The organism is Rhodococcus sp. WAY2 (assembly GCF_009859915.1).
Taxonomy (GTDB): Bacteria; Actinomycetota; Actinomycetes; order Mycobacteriales; family Mycobacteriaceae; genus Rhodococcus_F; species Rhodococcus_F oxybenzonivorans.
On the sequence record NZ_CP046572.1, the window covers coordinates 6,089,310 to 6,104,936 of the forward strand.

Consider the following 15,627-nt stretch of genomic DNA (forward strand, 5'->3'; position numbering starts at 1 on the left):
TCATGACCTCTGCCCGCAGTGCCGACAGCCCTGTCTACCTGGACCACGCAGCTACCACTCCCATGGTGCCCGCGGCCGTCCAGGCGATGACCGACGTCTTCTCGACCGTGGGCAATGCGTCCTCGCTGCACGGCTCGGGACGTGCCGCCCGCCGCCGTATCGAGGAGGCGCGCGAATCGATCGCGGCCGACCTCGGGGCCCGTCCGTCCGAGGTGATCTTCACCTCCGGCGGAACCGAAAGTGACAACCTGGCGGTCAAAGGCATCTTCTGGGCCCGCCGCGACGCCGATCCCGCCCGGGTGCGGATCATCACGAGTTCCGTCGAGCATCATGCCGTCCTCGACGCGGTGGAGTGGCTCGAGCAGCACGAAGGCGCCCAGGTTTCGTGGCTTCCGGTCGACGAGCGCGGTCGGGTGTCCCCGCACGTGCTGCGCGACGAATTGGCCCGCCATGCCGACGAAACCGCACTGGTCACAATCATGTGGGCCAACAACGAGGTCGGCACGATCATGCCGATCGCCGAACTGGCAGCGGTCGCGGCGGAGTTCGAGATTCCCATGCACAGCGACGCGGTCCAGGCCGTCACCCATCTGCCCGTCGATTTCACCGCGAGCGGTCTCTCCGCGCTCAGTATCGCCGCGCACAAGGTGGGCGGCCCGCAGGGAGTCGGTGCACTGCTGCTCGGACGGCAGGTGGCATGCGTTCCGTTACTGCACGGCGGCGGTCACGAGCGCGACCTGCGTTCGGGTACCCCGGACACGGCCGGTGTCGTCGGGATGGCAGCGGCATTGCGGCACGCCACCGCGAACCTCGACGCGCGCGCCGAGGAGTTGACCGTCCTGCGGGACCAGCTGATTACACGAGTGCAGGAAATTCTTCCCGACGCCGTATCGAACGGGCCGGTCGGTGCTGCACGCCTGCCCGGCAATGCCCATTTCACTTTCCCCGGCTGTGAGGGTGATTCCCTGCTGATGTTGCTCGACGCAGCGGGAATCGAGTGCTCCACCGGTTCGGCGTGTACGGCGGGCGTGGCTCGCCCGAGTCACGTCCTGACGGCGATGGGTGTGGACCCGGCCACCGCGCGGGGTTCGCTGCGGTTCTCGTTGGGGCACACGTCGACGGCGGGAGACGTGGAAGCGTTGATCGCGGCGCTGCCGCAAGTAGTGGAGCGAGCCCGCGCCGCGGGGCTCGCCGGTGTCGGAGCGCGTGGAGGGAATCGTTGATGCGAGTACTGGCGGCCATGAGTGGCGGAGTCGACTCCGCCGTCGCTGCGGCCCGGGCTGTGGCTGCAGGGCATGACGTGGTCGGTGTGCACCTGGCGTTGTCCGCCGAACCGGGAACCTTGCGGACCGGATCGCGGGGGTGCTGCTCCAAAGAGGACGCCGGTGATGCCAGGCGTGCGGCGGACGTTCTCGGAATCCCTTTCTACGTGTGGGATTTCGCCGATCGCTTCAAGGAAGACGTGATCGACGACTTCGTGGCGTCCTACGCCGCCGGTGAGACACCCAACCCCTGCCTGCGCTGCAACGAGAAGATCAAGTTCGCGGCGCTGGCGGACCGCGCCATCGCGCTCGGGTTCGACGCGGTGGCCACGGGTCACTATGCGCAGCTTCACGACGGGGTGCTCCGGCGCGCTGTCGATGCCGACAAGGACCAGTCCTACGTTCTCGGTGTGCTCACCGCCGAGCAGTTGTCCCGGGCGATGTTCCCGGTAGGTGACACTCCGAAAGAGCAGATCCGGGCGGAGGCGGCCGAGCGCGGTCTGGCCGTTGCGAACAAGCCCGACAGCCACGACATCTGCTTCATCCCCTCCGGCGACACCAGGGCGTTCCTCGGCGCGCGGATCGGTGTGCGCCCCGGAAGTGTGGTCGACGCCGACTCGGGTGAAGTTCTCGCGGAACATGAAGGCGTACACGGCTTTACCATCGGCCAGCGCAAGGGTCTCGGCGTCCAGGGTCCCGCAGCGGACGGACAGCCGCGGTACGTCACGGCGATCGAGCCGGAGACGGGCACCGTCCGGGTGGGTTCTGCTCGCAACCTCGAGGTGCACGCGATCAGCGCCGAGCGAGCCGTCTGGACGTCGGGCCGGGTGCCGGACGCGCCGATCGAGTGCACGGTTCAGGTACGCGCGCACGGCGGCCTGGCCGAGGCCGTGGCCGAGGCAGTCGACGGCGGCATCGCCATTTCGCTGCGCGAACCCCTCACCGGTGTGGCCAAGGGTCAGGCAGTGGTCCTCTACCGGACGGATCCGGCGGGCGACATCGTCCTCGGCAGTGGAACGATCTCGGGTACCGACTCCCGTCCGACCGCGCAGTGACACACACTGTTTCGCTGGCCGGTGCGGTCACCGGCGTCGGCTCGTGGCCCGGAACCGATGCACGCGAAGCCGCCACGATCGTTCTCGGGGAACTGGGCAGGCTTCCTCACCTGGTGGAGTTGCCCGCGCGGGGGCTCGGAGCAGACATGATCGGCCGTGCGAGCGCACTTCTCGTCGATCTGCAGCTGGACGTATCCACGACGGCGTACCGGGTGGTCTCGCGGAGAGGTTCGGTGGCCAAGCGGGCCACCGACCTGCTGAACCAGGACCTCGACGCGCTCGAAGAAGCCTGGGAGACAGCCGGTCTGGTCGGCGCCGACCATGTGGTGAAAGTGCAGGCGGTCGGACCGCTCACCTTGGCCGCGGAAGTGGAGTTCGGCACGGGCCGCCGCGTCCTCACCGATCCGGGCGCGGTGCGGGACTTCGCCGAGTCGCTGGGCGAGGGTGTGGCCCGGCATGCCGCCGAGGTGACCCGACGTGTCGGTGCGCAGGTCCTGATCCAGTTCGACGAACCGCGGTTGCCTGCGGTGCTGGCGGGCACGTTGTCCGGCCGGACCCGTCTCGAGACGGTCCGCGCGCTGCCCGAACCGGAAGCCCTCGCGGTACTCGAGGCGACTCTCACCGGCTCCGGTGGTGTCACGATGGTGCACTGCTGCGCCGCGGGGATACCCACCGACCTGCTGCGGCGCAGTACGGCACGAGCGGTCGGCCTGGACGTGGCGCAGCTGACAGCAGCCGATCTGGACGGCATCGGGGAACTGCTCGACGCCGGGAAGGAGCTGGCTCTCGGATTGATCCCCAGCGTGGCGCCGTCGGTCCCCACCACGTGGCGTGACCTCGCCGCACCGGCCGTGACGCTGATCGACCGACTCGGTTTTCCCCGCACGACACTGCGCACCCAGGTGGCGGTCACCCCGGCATGTGGGCTCGCCGGAGCAGACGAGCAGTGGAGTCGTGAGGCCCTGCGTCTGAGCACTGAAGTGAGTAGTGCGTTCACCGACGACCCCGAATCACTGTGACTCGCGGGTTGGCTGTCGGCCCGACCGGTTAATCTTCGGACGTGACTGAATCGACCGAAGCCCCGACACCCGCCCCCGGCGACGTACGGGAGCGGTGGAACGAACTGGCCGAGGAAGTGCGGCAGCATCAGTTCCGCTACTACGTCCGCGACGCGCCCGTCATTTCCGACGGTGAGTTCGATGCGCTGCTCGGACAGTTGAACGACCTCGAGAACCAGTACCCGGACCTGCGCACCCCCGACTCGCCGACCCAGCTCGTCGGCGGCGGCTTCGCGACGGATTTCACCTCCGTCGACCACCTCGAGCGGATGCTCAGTCTCGACAACGTGTTCGCCACCGACGAGTTGCGCACCTGGATCAGCCGGGTGGAACAGGAGGCGGGCGCCGATCTGCCCTACCTCTGCGAGGTGAAGATCGACGGCGTCGCACTCAACCTCGTGTACGAGAACGGCCGACTCGTGCGCGCAGCCACTCGCGGTGACGGGCGCACGGGCGAGGACGTCACACTCAACGCACGCACGATCGACGACATTCCGGAAAGACTCACCGGCACAGACGAATACCCGGTTCCCGCCTTGCTCGAGGTGCGCGGCGAGGTGTTCTTCCGGCTCGAGGATTTCGCGGCTCTCAACGCCGCGCTCGTCGACGAAGGCAAGGCGCCCTTCGCGAATCCCCGCAACTCCGCAGCCGGCTCGCTGCGGCAGAAGAATCCCGCGGTCACTGCCCGTCGCCGTCTCGGAATGATCTGTCACGGTTTCGGCCGGATCGAAGGGTTCGAGCCCGTCTCGCAGTACGACGCCTACACGGCGCTCGCCGCGTGGGGTCTGCCCGTCTCCTCACACACCTCCCGCGTCGTGGGCGCCGACGCGGTGGTGGCGAAGGTCCAGTACTGGGGCGAACACCGGCACGACGTCGAGCACGAAATCGACGGACTGGTGGTGAAGGTCGACGAGATGTCGCTGCAACGCCGGCTCGGTTCCACCTCGCGAGCCCCGCGGTGGGCAATCGCGTACAAATACCCGCCCGAGGAAGCCACCACCAAGCTCCTCGACATCCGGGTCAATGTGGGGCGGACGGGACGGGTCACACCCTTCGCCTACATGGAACCGGTCACCGTCGCCGGTTCCACCGTGTCACTCGCCACCCTGCACAACGGCTCCGAGGTCAAGCGCAAGGGTGTGCTGATCGGTGACACCGTGGTGATCCGCAAGGCTGGTGACGTCATCCCAGAGGTTCTGGGGCCCGTCGTCGATGTGCGCACGGGCGAAGAACACGAGTTCGTCATGCCGACACACTGCCCCGAGTGCGGCACCCTCCTGGCCCCGGCCAAGGAGGGGGATGCCGACATCCGCTGCCCCAATCAGCGCTACTGTCCCGCGCAGCTCCGGGAGCGGGTCTTCCACGTCGCGGGCCGCGGCGCGTTCGACATCGAGGTGCTCGGTTACGAGGCCGCGACGGGGCTGCTCGAGGCCGGAGCGATCGAGGACGAGGGTGACCTGTTCTCGATCACGGAGGACGATCTCCTGAAGACGTCGATCTTCCGAACCAAGGCGGGGGCTCTCTCCGCCAACGGCCGGCGGCTCCTCGACAACCTCGACTCCGCGAAGGACAAACCGCTGTGGCGGGTGCTCGTGGCGTTGTCGATTCGACATGTGGGACCCACGGCTGCCCGTGCGCTTGCCGGCGAGTTCGGTTCGCTCGATCGGATCCGCCAGAGTTCTGTCGAGGAGTTGGCGGCAGTGGACGGCGTGGGCGGCACCATCGCCGCCGCGGTCGCGGAATGGTTCGGAGTCGACTGGCATCTGCAGATCGTCGAGAAGTGGGCGGCGGCCGGGGTGCGCATGGAAGATGAACGTGACGAATCGATCCCGCGCAACCTCGAAGGCTTGTCGATTGTGGTGACGGGATCACTCGAGACGTTCTCGCGTGATCAGGCCAAGGAAGCCATCCTCGTCCGAGGCGGCAAGGCCGCGGGTTCGGTGTCGAAGAAGACGGCCTATGTGGTGGTCGGGGAATCACCGGGCTCGAAGCATGACAAGGCCGTCGAACTCGGTGTTCCTGTTCTCGACGAGGACGGATTCCGGCGACTGCTCGAAGGTGGGCCGGAGGCTGTGGCCGATTCGGCGATGTGACCGGTACCTCACTCCTGTTTTTTGGGCACCGTGAGGTGTCCTGCCATAGTTCTGGACATGATCGAAATACGGGATGTGACCCCGGACGAGTACGAGGTCGTCGGCGACCTGACGGTGATCGCGTACGTCGGCGGCGGATTCGTCGAAGCACACGATCCGTACACCAAACGCCTGCGCGATACGGCCGGACGTGTGGAGAAGGCGGATGTCCGGGTTGCCGTCATCGACGGCCGGGTCGTCGGCTCCGTCACGATCGCGGATCCGGCGTCGCCCTACGCGGATGTGGCACAGCCGGGCGAACTCGAGTTCCGCATGCTCGCGGTGTCGCCGGACGCGCGCGGCTCCGGCGTCGGTTCGGCGTTGGTGCGGCACGTACTGGACACCGCCTACGACCGGGGCGACCGGGCCGTCGTGATGTCGACGCAGCCGTCGATGGAAGCTGCCCGGCGCATCTACGACCGCAACGGATTTGTTCCTGTGGCCGAACGGAATTGGCATCCGGTACCCGGCGTGGAGTTGACCGTCCTGGTCCGCGAACTGGTGTGAGGCAGGCCGCGGGTAAGGCCCTCAGCCCAGCACGGTTGCGATGATGCCGGCCAGATACCCCAGCCGCGCGACTTCCGACGGGCGGAACTCTGGACCCCCGGGCCGGCCCAGCATCAGCACGCGGCCGGTGGCGCCGAGTGGGGCCGCGGCCAGGGTGGTGTTCATATCGCGCCACACCCGCGGTACCCAGTCACCCTCACCGTCCAGCGCCATCGGCTTCTCGAGGGGCATCCACGGGATGTCCGTGGCATGGGTTTCCGGAGCTCCGGAACTTCCGACCACGCGGTAAGCGCCCCGCGGTCCCAGGTCCGCGACCACGGACCAGCCGACGCGCAGCACCCGCGGAGCGCCGTCGACCAGGACCTGCAGACGGTCGTCCGCCGCGGTGGCCACCTGATCGATCAACTCGAGTTCGCGGTGGGTGTCGAGTATTCCGGCGTAGGGACGAATGGAATCGATGGTGACGTCGGGGAGGGCCTCGGCGGCGGTGATCAGGGTGTCGGGGAGGGACCCCGGCTCGACATCGACCACGAGGTCGTCGATGGCGAATCCTGCACCCCGCTCCACCACGTCGAGCGACAGAATGTCAGCGCCCACCGAACCGAGGGCGACGGCGAGCGAGCCGAGGCTACCTGGTCGGTCGGGGAGCTGGACGCGAAGCAGATACGACACGTGCGTCCCTTTCACCACGAGATAAACGCGGGAGTGCTACCTGCGACCCCCGTCACGACCATCCTTGCACTTTCGGTTCCGAGTATGCGGTCCCCCCTCCGCCTTCGGGGACCGGCTGCGCGGGAGTTGCTGGTCGCGCTCGATTAGTTGACACCCCCGATACCGAATCGCCTCATTCGCGAAACATGTCGACTCGAAACCTGGGCCCATCACCACCACTCCGGTCGTGGTCTTGGTGGTTCCACCACCCTTCCCGACCGTCAGGAAGCGGCGCTGGCTGCACGGCTGATCCGGCCACGCTCTAGGCTGGGAAGGACATTGTGTACGTCCGACCTGAAAGGGGCCCCGCGGTGCCTGCCATCTCCCGTGACGAGGTCGCGCACCTCGCGCGGCTGTCTCGACTCGCCCTGACCGACGCCGAACTCGACGAGTTCGCGGGTCAGCTGGACTCGATTCTCAGCCACGTGAAGGTGGTCACCGAGGTTCCCGCAGAAGACGTCCAGCCGATGGCGAACCCGAACGCGGTCACCAACGTGACCCGTCCGGATGTGATCGTTCCCGGGCTCACCCCGGAGCAGGCGCTGTCCGGCGCGCCCGCTGTCGAGCAGGATCGCTTCGCCGTCCCGCAGATTCTCGGAGAGGGCGAATGAGCGCCGAACTGACCACACTCGACGCGGCAGAACTGGCGTCGAAGATTCACAGCCGTGAGGTGTCGTCCGTCGAGGTCACCCAGGCACATCTCGACCGCATCGCGGAGGTCGACGGCGGACTCGGAGCCTTCCTGCACGTTGCGGGGGAGCAGGCCCTCGTGTCGGCGAAGGAGGTGGACAGCGCACTCGCGGCCGGTGAGGCTCCTGCATCGCCGTTGGCGGGAGTTCCGTTGGCGCTCAAAGACATCTTCACGACCACCGACATGCCCACCACGTGTGCCTCGAAGGTCCTCGAGAACTGGGTCGCCCCCTACGACGCGACTCTCACGGGCAAGCTTCGCGCCGCCGGAATCCCGATCCTCGGCAAGACCAACCTCGACGAGTTCGCCATGGGCTCCTCCACCGAGAACTCCGCGTACGGCCCCACCCGCAACCCGTGGGACCCCACGCGCGTCCCGGGTGGCTCGGGTGGCGGTAGCGCCGCGGCGCTCGCATCCCGGCAGGCCCCGCTCGCGATCGGTACCGACACCGGTGGATCGATCCGTCAGCCCGCCGCCCTCACCGCGACGGTGGGCACCAAGCCGACCTACGGCACGGTGTCCCGTTTCGGCCTGGTCGCCTGTGCGTCGTCGCTGGACCAGGGTGGGCCGTGTGGTCGCACGGTTCTCGACACCGCCCTGCTGCACGAGGTGATCGCCGGTCACGATCCGCGCGACTCCACCTCCATCGATGCGCCGGTCCGTCCGGTGGTCGCCGCGGCGCGGGAGGGCGCGAGCGGCAACCTGCGGGGTGTGAAGGTCGGCGTAGTCAAGGAACTGCACTCCGACAGCTACCAGCCCGGCGTCCTCTCCTCGTTCGACGCTGCCGTGGCACAGCTCACCGAACTGGGCGCCGAGGTCGTCGAAGTGTCGTGTCCCAACTTCGAGTACGCGCTCGCGGCGTACTACCTGATCCTCCCGAGTGAGGTGTCCTCGAATCTCGCCCGGTTCGATGCCATGCGTTACGGACTGCGCATCGACGAGGGTGACATGAGCGCGGATCAGGTGATGGCAGCTACCCGTGCCGCGGGCTTCGGCCCGGAGGTCAAGCGTCGCATCATGATCGGTACCTACGCACTCTCGGCGGGGTACTACGACGCGTACTACGGCCAGGCGCTCAAGGTCCGGACTCTCATCTCCCGCGACTTCGACAGGGCCTATGAGAAGGTCGATGTCCTCGTGTCGCCCACCAGTCCGTTCACGGCCTGGAAGCTGGGGGAGAAGGTCGGCGATCCACTCGCGATGTATCTGTCGGACCTGTGCACCCTGCCTACCAATCTCGCGGGCCACTGCGCCATGTCCGTTCCGTCCGGACTGTCGGCGGACGACGGTCTCCCGGTCGGGTTCCAGATCATGGCGCCGGCGCTGGCCGACGAGCGGCTCTACCGGGTGGGTGCGGCGTTCGAAGCTGCTCGTGGTCCCCTCGAATCACCGAGTGAGGTCGCAGTCGGGTAGGGCGGTGCCCTGTTCCTTCCCGTAGCGATGCCCGTGCCCGGCTGGGAAATTCAGCGCCGAGACCAGGTCGACGCTCGCCTGGAGGAACGTCAGGCCGGGAATCCATTGTGGGACAGGAGCATCGGCCACGGCCCGCGACAGATCGGGCCGGCGCAGGATCAGGTCGGGTGACCACCACACGACGGGATCGGACGTGTTGGCCAGAACCGTTGCGCCGTCGGTCATCACGGACCCGGCGGGCGGTCCGGCCCACAGCGCCCCACATGCTCGCCGGCCGAGGTCTGCCGCGTCGGCGAATTGCGCGCTCCCGCCGACGGATCCGAGGCTCTGACCGTAGACGTAGAGAGCGGGACGGATCGCATCGGGTAGTGCCGTGATGCGATCGGCGACCGCATCGAACAATGCTGCCGCCGATTCGTCGGCCGCCGAACGGCCGAAGACGAAGGTGATCCAACTCGGTGCGTAGGAATATTGGAGCCCGACTATCGCGACGTCGTCGTCGAAGCGGTCCTCGAATCCTTCCGCCGCGTTCTCGTCGATCCAGCCGGAGCCGGTGGGGACGGTGACGACGATGGCCGAGCGGGCGAATCCGCCGGCCCTCTCGAGTTCCGAGACTGCCAGCGCCGCACGGGACTTCACGTCCGGTGCCGAGTTCATTCCGACGTACGTGCGGATACTCCCGGACTGTTCACCGGCTGCCACGAAGCGACGTCCCTGTCGCCCGAGCGACTCCCAGCTGACAACGGACTCGGGGCTCCCCGCTCGTGCGGCGGACATCGGGCGCTGCGACGAGACGTCGACCACGTCATTGGAATCGCTGTAGGAACGCGACATCATCTCCCACACGGCGGGCCCGGCAACCAGTTGCAGACCGGTCGCGAGAACGACGGCCGTCGTAGCACTGCCGATCCAGCCGAGACGGTGGGCCACCGAGGCGACGGTCGCACCGGCGGCGACCACGACCACGAACGTCGCTACGGCTCCGAGGATCACCTGCATCCAGTGGCCCGGGCCGACGCTGCTCATCCCCATCACCTGCCGGAGGGAGTCCTGCCAGTGATCGGCCGCGACCATCGCCCAGGTGGTGGTGACCATCGCGCCGAGCAAGGCGAGGAGTCGAACGGATTCCCGTGGTACCCGGGAGCCGGAGGAGCGGGTGAGCACCTGTCGCAACCGACGAGCGAGGACGAGCATCCCGAGCCCCGCCGCAGCGAAGACCCCGGTGAACAGTGCCTGCGTCAGGGCGCTTCGAGGGAGCAATGACGGTGTGAGAGAAGCGAGTACGCAGAGAGTGACGACGATCGTGGAGGACGCCCGAGGGAGTGCCGACACCGGAATCGTCGTGGCGAAGGCCCGGCGCAGCGCAGATGCCGGTACCGGCTTCCGTAGTCCCCGGGAGGCCGGGTGCCCAGGACGGTGGTCGTGCTCATGCGACGGCTCCCTCGGGTTCCGGACGGCGGCGGAGGGACCAGACGGCGCCCGCGAGAAGCGTCACACCGAGACCGCCTGCGAGCCCGTACTTGACTCCGGACTCCGTGACGGGCGCGGAATATCCCTGGCGCCAGCTATTTCCCGTGACGGCAGTGGCCGCGATGTTCGCCATGACGTAGCAGGATGCGCGAGCTCTTTCGTCGACGCGCGTGTCACAGGCCGCGTGCATGCGTCGATCGAGCTGTGCGTCCAGGCTCTGTCGGGCCCACGGCTCGAGGTCGTTCCCAGACAGGGAGGCGTAACGGAGGAGGTCGTATCCGAGGTCGTGGGCCTTGCACGACGCAACGAATTCGACCGGCAGCGGAACCGGGGACGAGCAGTCGCCGTCCGGGTCGGCGAGCATTCCCTCGACGCGCTGGGGTGTGTACCCCATGACGGATTCGAAGTCCTCGGGGATGGACGCTTCGCCGAACTCCTCGGCGGAGGTGAGCGTGCGTACCGCGTCCGATGCGGCGGCGTTCTCCGCCCGGGGTGTGCCCGCGGTCCCGGTGCCGGAAAACCCGGTAGTGGTCAGAAGTGCCGTTGCGGCACAGGCCACTGCTGCCCACGTAGTTCTCCGTGTCCCCGTCGTTCGCATGAGGACGACGGTATGAACAAGCGTTACGCAGCCACATCACACCGGAGTCCGGTTCGATTCCTGGCTTCGGAGGACCAGTCGGCTGCAATCTCATACCTCGGTACTAGAAGTACCTCGGCCCGCGGAGTGAGGACGCGCTGCGAAGGCAGCTCCTACGCTCGACGTGTGGACAAGAAGACGCGAATCCGGAGCGTTGCTCGAGGTCAGTGGCTCAACGTGGCAATTGCCTCGGTCACAGCGATTCTCTTCGCTGTCGCGTGGCCGACACTGCAATTGACGCACCAGGTCAGCCCGCCGATTCAGCCGTTCGTTGCGGCGCTCGCAGCGTTCCCTTTCGTTCTGATCCGCGCTAACCCCGCTCTCGGGTGGGCTGTCTCTGCAGTGTCGGCTCTGGTCATTCCGCGGGTCTTCGGACTGCAGGAGGGTTACGACTATCCCTGGCAGGTAGTCCATATCCTGGTGATCCTCGCGCTCCTGGCGGCTGTGAGTATGCGGGCGGCCATTCCCGTGGTCGGTGTCGCGTGGATCTCGACGGTGCTCCTCTTCCTCGCCGACACTCCCGGCACCAACGGCCGCGGCTGGGCCGTCGGGCTCACGGCGATCGTCGTCTTCGGCCTGCTGATCCGCTGGCTCGTGCTCTCCCGCAGGCAACTCGCCCGGCAGGAGGAGTTGAGCGAGCTCGAACGCACGCGTCGCACGATTCTCGAGGAGAAGGCACGCATCGCCCGCGACCTGCATGACGTTGTCGCACATCACATGTCGATGGTCGTCGTGCAGGCGCAGAGCGCCCCATACCGCATCGCGAACGTGTCGGACGAGACCCGCGCGGAATTCGAGTCGATCGGCGCCGCCGGGCGCGCCGCACTGAACGAGGTACGCGGACTGCTCGGCGTCTTGCGGAGCGACGGCCAGCTCGCGGAGCACGCCCCGCAGCCGGGGGTGGACCAGATCGGCGAGTTGCTCGAGGGCAGTCGGCGGGCCGGGATTCCGGTCACCTGGACTGTGTCCGGTGATCAGACACTCGTGTCCGAGTCGGTCGGATTGGTGATGTATCGCATCCTGCAGGAGTCACTGGCCAATACTGCGCGGCACGCATCGGGTGCGGCGGTCGAGGTGAAAATCACGTACCAATCTCCGATCGTGTCGCTTGCCGTGGTCAACGGTCCGGCGAAACGGAGTCTCGCGTCCGCGCTGACCAGGCACGAGTCCACCGGAGGCAACGGAATCATCGGCATGCGCGAGCGTGCGCAGGCCGTCGGGGGAGTGCTCACCACCCGGATGCACGACAACGGTGGATTCGAGGTGCACGCCGAGTTTGCGGCCGCGTCAGCCTAGGCTGACGGGCGTGGCCATCACCGTGTTCATCGCAGACGATCAAGCCATGGTCCGTCAGGGCTTCGGCGCCCTCCTCTCCTCACAGCCCGACATCAGCGTGATCGGCGACGCACCGGACGGGGCTGTGGCGGTGACCGAGGTCAAACGTCTGCGTCCCGACGTGGTGCTCATGGATGTCCGGATGCCGGAGATGAACGGCCTCGATGCGGCGCGCCTGATCCTGTCGGCCGGATTCGACCCCCCGGTTCGTGTGCTGATGCTCACCACCTTCGACGTCGACGACTATGTCTACGAAGCACTCAGCATCGGAGCCAGCGGTTTCATGCTCAAAGATGCGCCCGCCGAAGAACTGGTTCGTGCGGTCCGCGTCGTCGCCGACGGGGAGGCACTTCTGGCGCCGACCGTCACCAGGCGTCTCATCGCCGACGTGACCAGTCGCCGCAGCACTACGCGTCGTAAACCCGCTGCGCTGTCGGCGCTGACCCCGCGCGAGCGGGAGGTTCTCGAACTCATCGCCCGCGGGATGTCCAACACCGAGATAGCCGACCGCCTGTTCGTCGCCGAGCAGACCGTCAAGACGCACGTCGGAAAGGTGCTGTCCAAGCTCGATCTCCGCGACCGCGCACAGGCCGTGGTACTCGCCTATGAGAGTGGCCTCGTCACACCGGGCTGAAAAGAACCCGGCGGTCCAAGGTGCTCTCACGGCGCCGGAGCGGCAAGATGGATAAGGAGAACCACCATCACCAGACGAGGTGCCGTCCCTCTAGGGGACGGCGCCGCAACGGGAGAACGAGGGGTGCTTGGATGCGGATCGGGATCCTGACCGGCGGCGGCGACTGCCCCGGACTCAACGCGGTGATCAGGGCGGTGGTGCGCACTGCCGACGGTCGGTACCGCAGCTCGGTGGTCGGATTCCGGGACGGGTGGCGCGGCCTGCTCGAGGATCGCAAGGTTCCGTTGTCCAACGACGACCGGATCGACCGCATCCTCACCCGCGGTGGCACCATCCTCGGAACGGCCCGGGTGAACCCGGACAAGTTGAAAGCCGGACTGGACCAGATCCGGCAGACCCTCGACGACAACGGGATCGACGCCCTCATTCCGATCGGAGGTGAGGGAACGCTCACTGCCGCAGGATGGTTGGCAGAAAGCGGTGTCCCGGTTATCGGGGTTCCGAAGACCATCGACAACGACATCGACTGCACAGACGTGACGTTCGGCTTCGACACCGCGCTGTCCATCGCGACGGATGCGATCGACCGGTTGCACACCACGGCAGAGTCGCACCAACGGGTCATGCTGGTGGAAGTGATGGGCAGACACGCCGGCTGGATCGCGCTGCACTCGGGTCTGGCGACGGGCGCGCACCTCACCCTCGTTCCCGAGGTGCCGTTCGACGTCGCTGAGGTGTGCGACATGGTGAAGAAGCGGTTCCAGCGGGGCGACTCCCACTTCATCTGTGTCGTCGCCGAGGGTGCGGCACCCACCCCCGAGTCGATGACTCTGCGCGAAGGCGGCATCGACGAGTTCGGGCACAAACGATTCACCGGTGTCGCGCAGCAGCTCGGCGCCGAGATCGAGCGCCGCATCGGCAAGGAAGTACGGACAACGGTCCTCGGGCACGTGCAGCGGGGCGGCACTCCCACCCCGTACGACCGGGTACTCGCCACCCGCTTCGGGGTGCACGCCACGGACGCGGTCCACCGCGGAGACTTCGGGCAGATGGTCGCCCTGCATGGCACGTCGATCGAATTGGTGGCGCTCACCGACGCCACCCGTCACCTCAAGACCGTGCCGCGCGAGCGGTACGACGAGGCAGCCGCCTTTTTCGGCTGACCGCGTTTTTCGGCACACGAGCAGGCGCATAAACTCTTCTGCATGACTGCTGTCGACGCGCCTGCCCTCCTCGACTACGACGATGTGCTCGCCAAGTACGAGCCTGTTCTCGGCATGGAGGTACACGTAGAGCTCGGCACCAACACCAAGATGTTCTGCCCGTGCCCCACCGAGTTCGGTGCGGAGCCGAACACGCAGGTGTGCCCGGTGTGCCTGGGCCTGCCGGGGTCGTTGCCGGTGGTCAACGAGGCGGCGGTGGAGTCCGCGATCCGGATCGGTCTGGCGCTGAACTGCTCGATCACGCCGTGGGGCCGTTTCGCGCGGAAGAACTACTTCTACCCGGACCAGCCGAAGAACTATCAGATCTCGCAATACGACGAGCCGATCGCCACCGACGGTTACCTCGACGTCGTCCTCGACGACGGCACCACCTGGCGCGTCGAGATCGAGCGTGCACACATGGAAGAGGACACCGGGAAGTCGCTGCACGTCGGCGGCGCGACCGGCCGTATTCACGGAGCAAGCCACTCGCTGCTCGACTACAACAGGGCGGGCGTGCCGCTGGTAGAGATCGTGACCAAGACCATCAGCGGTGCCGGTGCGCGCGCGCCCGAGGTGGCCCGCGCCTACGTCACCGCCCTCCGTGATCTGCTGAAGTCGCTGAAGGTGTCGGACGTGCGGATGGACCAGGGCTCGATGCGCTGCGACTCCAACGTGTCGCTGATGCCGATCGGTGCTACCGAACTGGGAACCCGGACCGAGACGAAGAACGTCAACTCCCTCAAGAGCGTCGAGGTGGCGGTCCGGTACGAGATGCGCCGTCAGGCCGCCGTGCTGGAGTCGGGGGGTGCGGTGATCCAGGAAACACGCCACTTCCAGGAGGCGGACGGCACCACCTCGCCGGGCAGGCGCAAGGAGACCGCCGAGGACTACCGCTATTTCCCGGAACCCGACCTCGAGCCCGTAGCGCCCAGCGCCGAATGGATCGAGGAACTCCGCGGCACACTGCCGGAGTTGCCGTGGGTCCGTCGGGCCCGGATCCAGGCCGACTGGGGTGTTTCCGACGAGGTGATGCGCGACCTCGTGAACGCAGGTGCCCTCGACCTGGTGATCGCCACGGCCGAGGCCGGAGCCTCCCCGGAAGCCGCACGATCGTGGTGGGTGTCGTACCTCGCCCAGCAGGCCAACACCCGCGGCGTGGAGTTGACGGCCCTGCCGATCACTCCGGCGCAGGTGGCCGAGGTGGTCGCGCTCATCGACAACGGCACACTGAACAACAAGGTGGCGCGCCAGGTGGTCGACCGCGTCCTCGACGGCGAGGGCGACCCCAAGCAGGTTGTCGCGAACCATCCGGAATTCGTGGTCGAGCGGGACGACACCAAGCTGAAGGCGGCCGTCGACGAGGCCTTGGCAGCCAACCCTGATATCGCCGACAAGATTCGCGGCGGAAAGCTGGCCGCTGCAGGCAAGATCGTCGGCGACGTCATGAAGGCGACGCGGGGTCAGGCAGATCCCGCACGCGTCAAGGAACTCGTCATCGAGGCGTGCAGCTAGTCTCT

The 15,627-nt window shown here is 67.2% G+C and carries 14 protein-coding genes; 11 read left to right on the forward strand and 3 right to left on the reverse strand.

Annotated features, from left to right (window positions below; genetic code table 11):
- Positions 1-2 precede the first annotated feature (2 nt).
- The 5 genes from GFS60_RS27390 to GFS60_RS27410 are packed head-to-tail and all read left to right on the forward strand — an operon-like array spanning position 3 to position 6,014.
- Entirely contained in the window at positions 3-1,223 is a 1,221-nt protein-coding gene (locus tag GFS60_RS27390) for a cysteine desulfurase family protein (protein WP_159926067.1), read from the forward strand.
- Positions 1,223-2,317: a tRNA 2-thiouridine(34) synthase MnmA gene (gene mnmA, locus GFS60_RS27395; protein WP_159926069.1), complete on the forward strand. Its 1,095-nt coding sequence runs from the start codon at positions 1,223-1,225 to the stop codon at positions 2,315-2,317. Before GFS60_RS27390 ends, mnmA begins: the two co-directional genes overlap by 1 nt.
- Complete coding sequence (locus GFS60_RS27400; protein WP_159926071.1) at positions 2,314-3,336, forward strand: methionine synthase; 1,023 nt, start codon at positions 2,314-2,316, stop codon at positions 3,334-3,336. The genes mnmA and GFS60_RS27400 overlap by 4 nt, the downstream gene beginning before the upstream one ends.
- 41 nt (positions 3,337-3,377) lie before the next feature.
- On the forward strand, positions 3,378-5,468 hold the full coding sequence (gene ligA / locus GFS60_RS27405; RefSeq protein WP_159926073.1) for an NAD-dependent DNA ligase LigA: 2,091 nt from the start codon (positions 3,378-3,380) through the stop codon (positions 5,466-5,468).
- 57 nt (positions 5,469-5,525) lie between these two features.
- Positions 5,526-6,014, forward strand: a complete 489-nt coding sequence (locus GFS60_RS27410; protein WP_159926075.1) for a GNAT family N-acetyltransferase — start codon at positions 5,526-5,528, stop codon at positions 6,012-6,014.
- A 21-nt stretch (positions 6,015-6,035) separates the two neighbouring features.
- On the opposite strand, the gene GFS60_RS27415 is transcribed toward GFS60_RS27410, so the two are convergent.
- Positions 6,036-6,686 (reverse strand): amino acid-binding protein, encoded by a 651-nt coding sequence (locus GFS60_RS27415; protein WP_159926077.1) that lies wholly within the window; start codon positions 6,684-6,686, stop codon positions 6,036-6,038.
- 350 nt (positions 6,687-7,036) lie between these two features.
- On the opposite strand from GFS60_RS27415, the gene gatC reads away from it, so the two are divergent.
- Together gatC and gatA are read left to right on the forward strand one after the other, a co-directional pair.
- Entirely contained in the window at positions 7,037-7,336 is a 300-nt protein-coding gene (gene gatC / locus GFS60_RS27420; RefSeq protein WP_109331061.1) for an Asp-tRNA(Asn)/Glu-tRNA(Gln) amidotransferase subunit GatC, read from the forward strand.
- Positions 7,333-8,829, forward strand: a complete 1,497-nt coding sequence (gatA, locus tag GFS60_RS27425) for an Asp-tRNA(Asn)/Glu-tRNA(Gln) amidotransferase subunit GatA (protein WP_159926079.1) — start codon at positions 7,333-7,335, stop codon at positions 8,827-8,829. The genes gatC and gatA overlap by 4 nt, the downstream gene beginning before the upstream one ends.
- On the opposite strand, the gene GFS60_RS27430 is transcribed toward gatA, so the two are convergent.
- Both GFS60_RS27430 and GFS60_RS27435 read right to left on the reverse strand, forming a co-directional pair.
- Positions 8,803-10,191: an alpha/beta-hydrolase family protein gene (locus GFS60_RS27430; protein ID WP_159927590.1), complete on the reverse strand. Its 1,389-nt coding sequence runs from the start codon at positions 10,189-10,191 to the stop codon at positions 8,803-8,805. The two genes, gatA and GFS60_RS27430, sit on opposite strands and share 27 nt — an antisense overlap.
- Positions 10,192-10,255: 64 nt before the next feature.
- The gene (locus GFS60_RS27435) at positions 10,256-10,897 is read right to left on the reverse strand and encodes a hypothetical protein (protein WP_159926081.1); all 642 of its coding nucleotides are present in this window, start codon (positions 10,895-10,897) and stop codon (positions 10,256-10,258) included.
- A gap of 165 nt (positions 10,898-11,062) precedes the next feature.
- Here GFS60_RS27435 and GFS60_RS27440 point away from each other — a divergent pair, with 165 nt between their 5' ends.
- The 4 genes from GFS60_RS27440 to gatB all read left to right on the forward strand — a co-directional run bounded on the left by GFS60_RS27440 (position 11,063) and on the right by gatB (position 15,622).
- Positions 11,063-12,232 (forward strand): sensor histidine kinase, encoded by a 1,170-nt coding sequence (locus GFS60_RS27440; protein ID WP_159926083.1) that lies wholly within the window; start codon positions 11,063-11,065, stop codon positions 12,230-12,232.
- A 10-nt stretch (positions 12,233-12,242) separates the two neighbouring features.
- Positions 12,243-12,905 carry a response regulator gene (locus tag GFS60_RS27445; RefSeq protein WP_109331053.1) on the forward strand — a complete coding sequence of 221 codons (663 nt, stop codon included), beginning with the start codon at positions 12,243-12,245 and terminating at the stop codon, positions 12,903-12,905.
- Between the two features lie 131 nt (positions 12,906-13,036).
- Positions 13,037-14,068: an ATP-dependent 6-phosphofructokinase gene (locus tag GFS60_RS27450; protein ID WP_109331051.1), complete on the forward strand. Its 1,032-nt coding sequence runs from the start codon at positions 13,037-13,039 to the stop codon at positions 14,066-14,068.
- Between the two features lie 42 nt (positions 14,069-14,110).
- Entirely contained in the window at positions 14,111-15,622 is a 1,512-nt protein-coding gene (gene gatB / locus GFS60_RS27455) for an Asp-tRNA(Asn)/Glu-tRNA(Gln) amidotransferase subunit GatB (RefSeq protein ID WP_159926085.1), read from the forward strand.
- The last annotated feature ends 5 nt before the right edge of the window (positions 15,623-15,627 follow it).

Coding starts and splice junctions, on each gene's coding strand:
- GFS60_RS27390 (WP_159926067.1), top strand. CDS start 3: ATGACCTCTGCCCGCAGTGCCGACAGCCCTGTCTACCTGGACCACGCA.
- mnmA (WP_159926069.1), top strand. CDS start 1,223: ATGCGAGTACTGGCGGCCATGAGTGGCGGAGTCGACTCCGCCGTCGCT.
- GFS60_RS27410 (WP_159926075.1), top strand. CDS start 5,526: ATGATCGAAATACGGGATGTGACCCCGGACGAGTACGAGGTCGTCGGC.
- gatA (WP_159926079.1), top strand. CDS start 7,333: ATGAGCGCCGAACTGACCACACTCGACGCGGCAGAACTGGCGTCGAAG.
- GFS60_RS27435 (WP_159926081.1), bottom strand. CDS start 10,897: ATGCGAACGACGGGGACACGGAGAACTACGTGGGCAGCAGTGGCCTGT.
- GFS60_RS27450 (WP_109331051.1), top strand. CDS start 13,037: ATGCGGATCGGGATCCTGACCGGCGGCGGCGACTGCCCCGGACTCAAC.
- gatB (WP_159926085.1), top strand. CDS start 14,111: ATGACTGCTGTCGACGCGCCTGCCCTCCTCGACTACGACGATGTGCTC.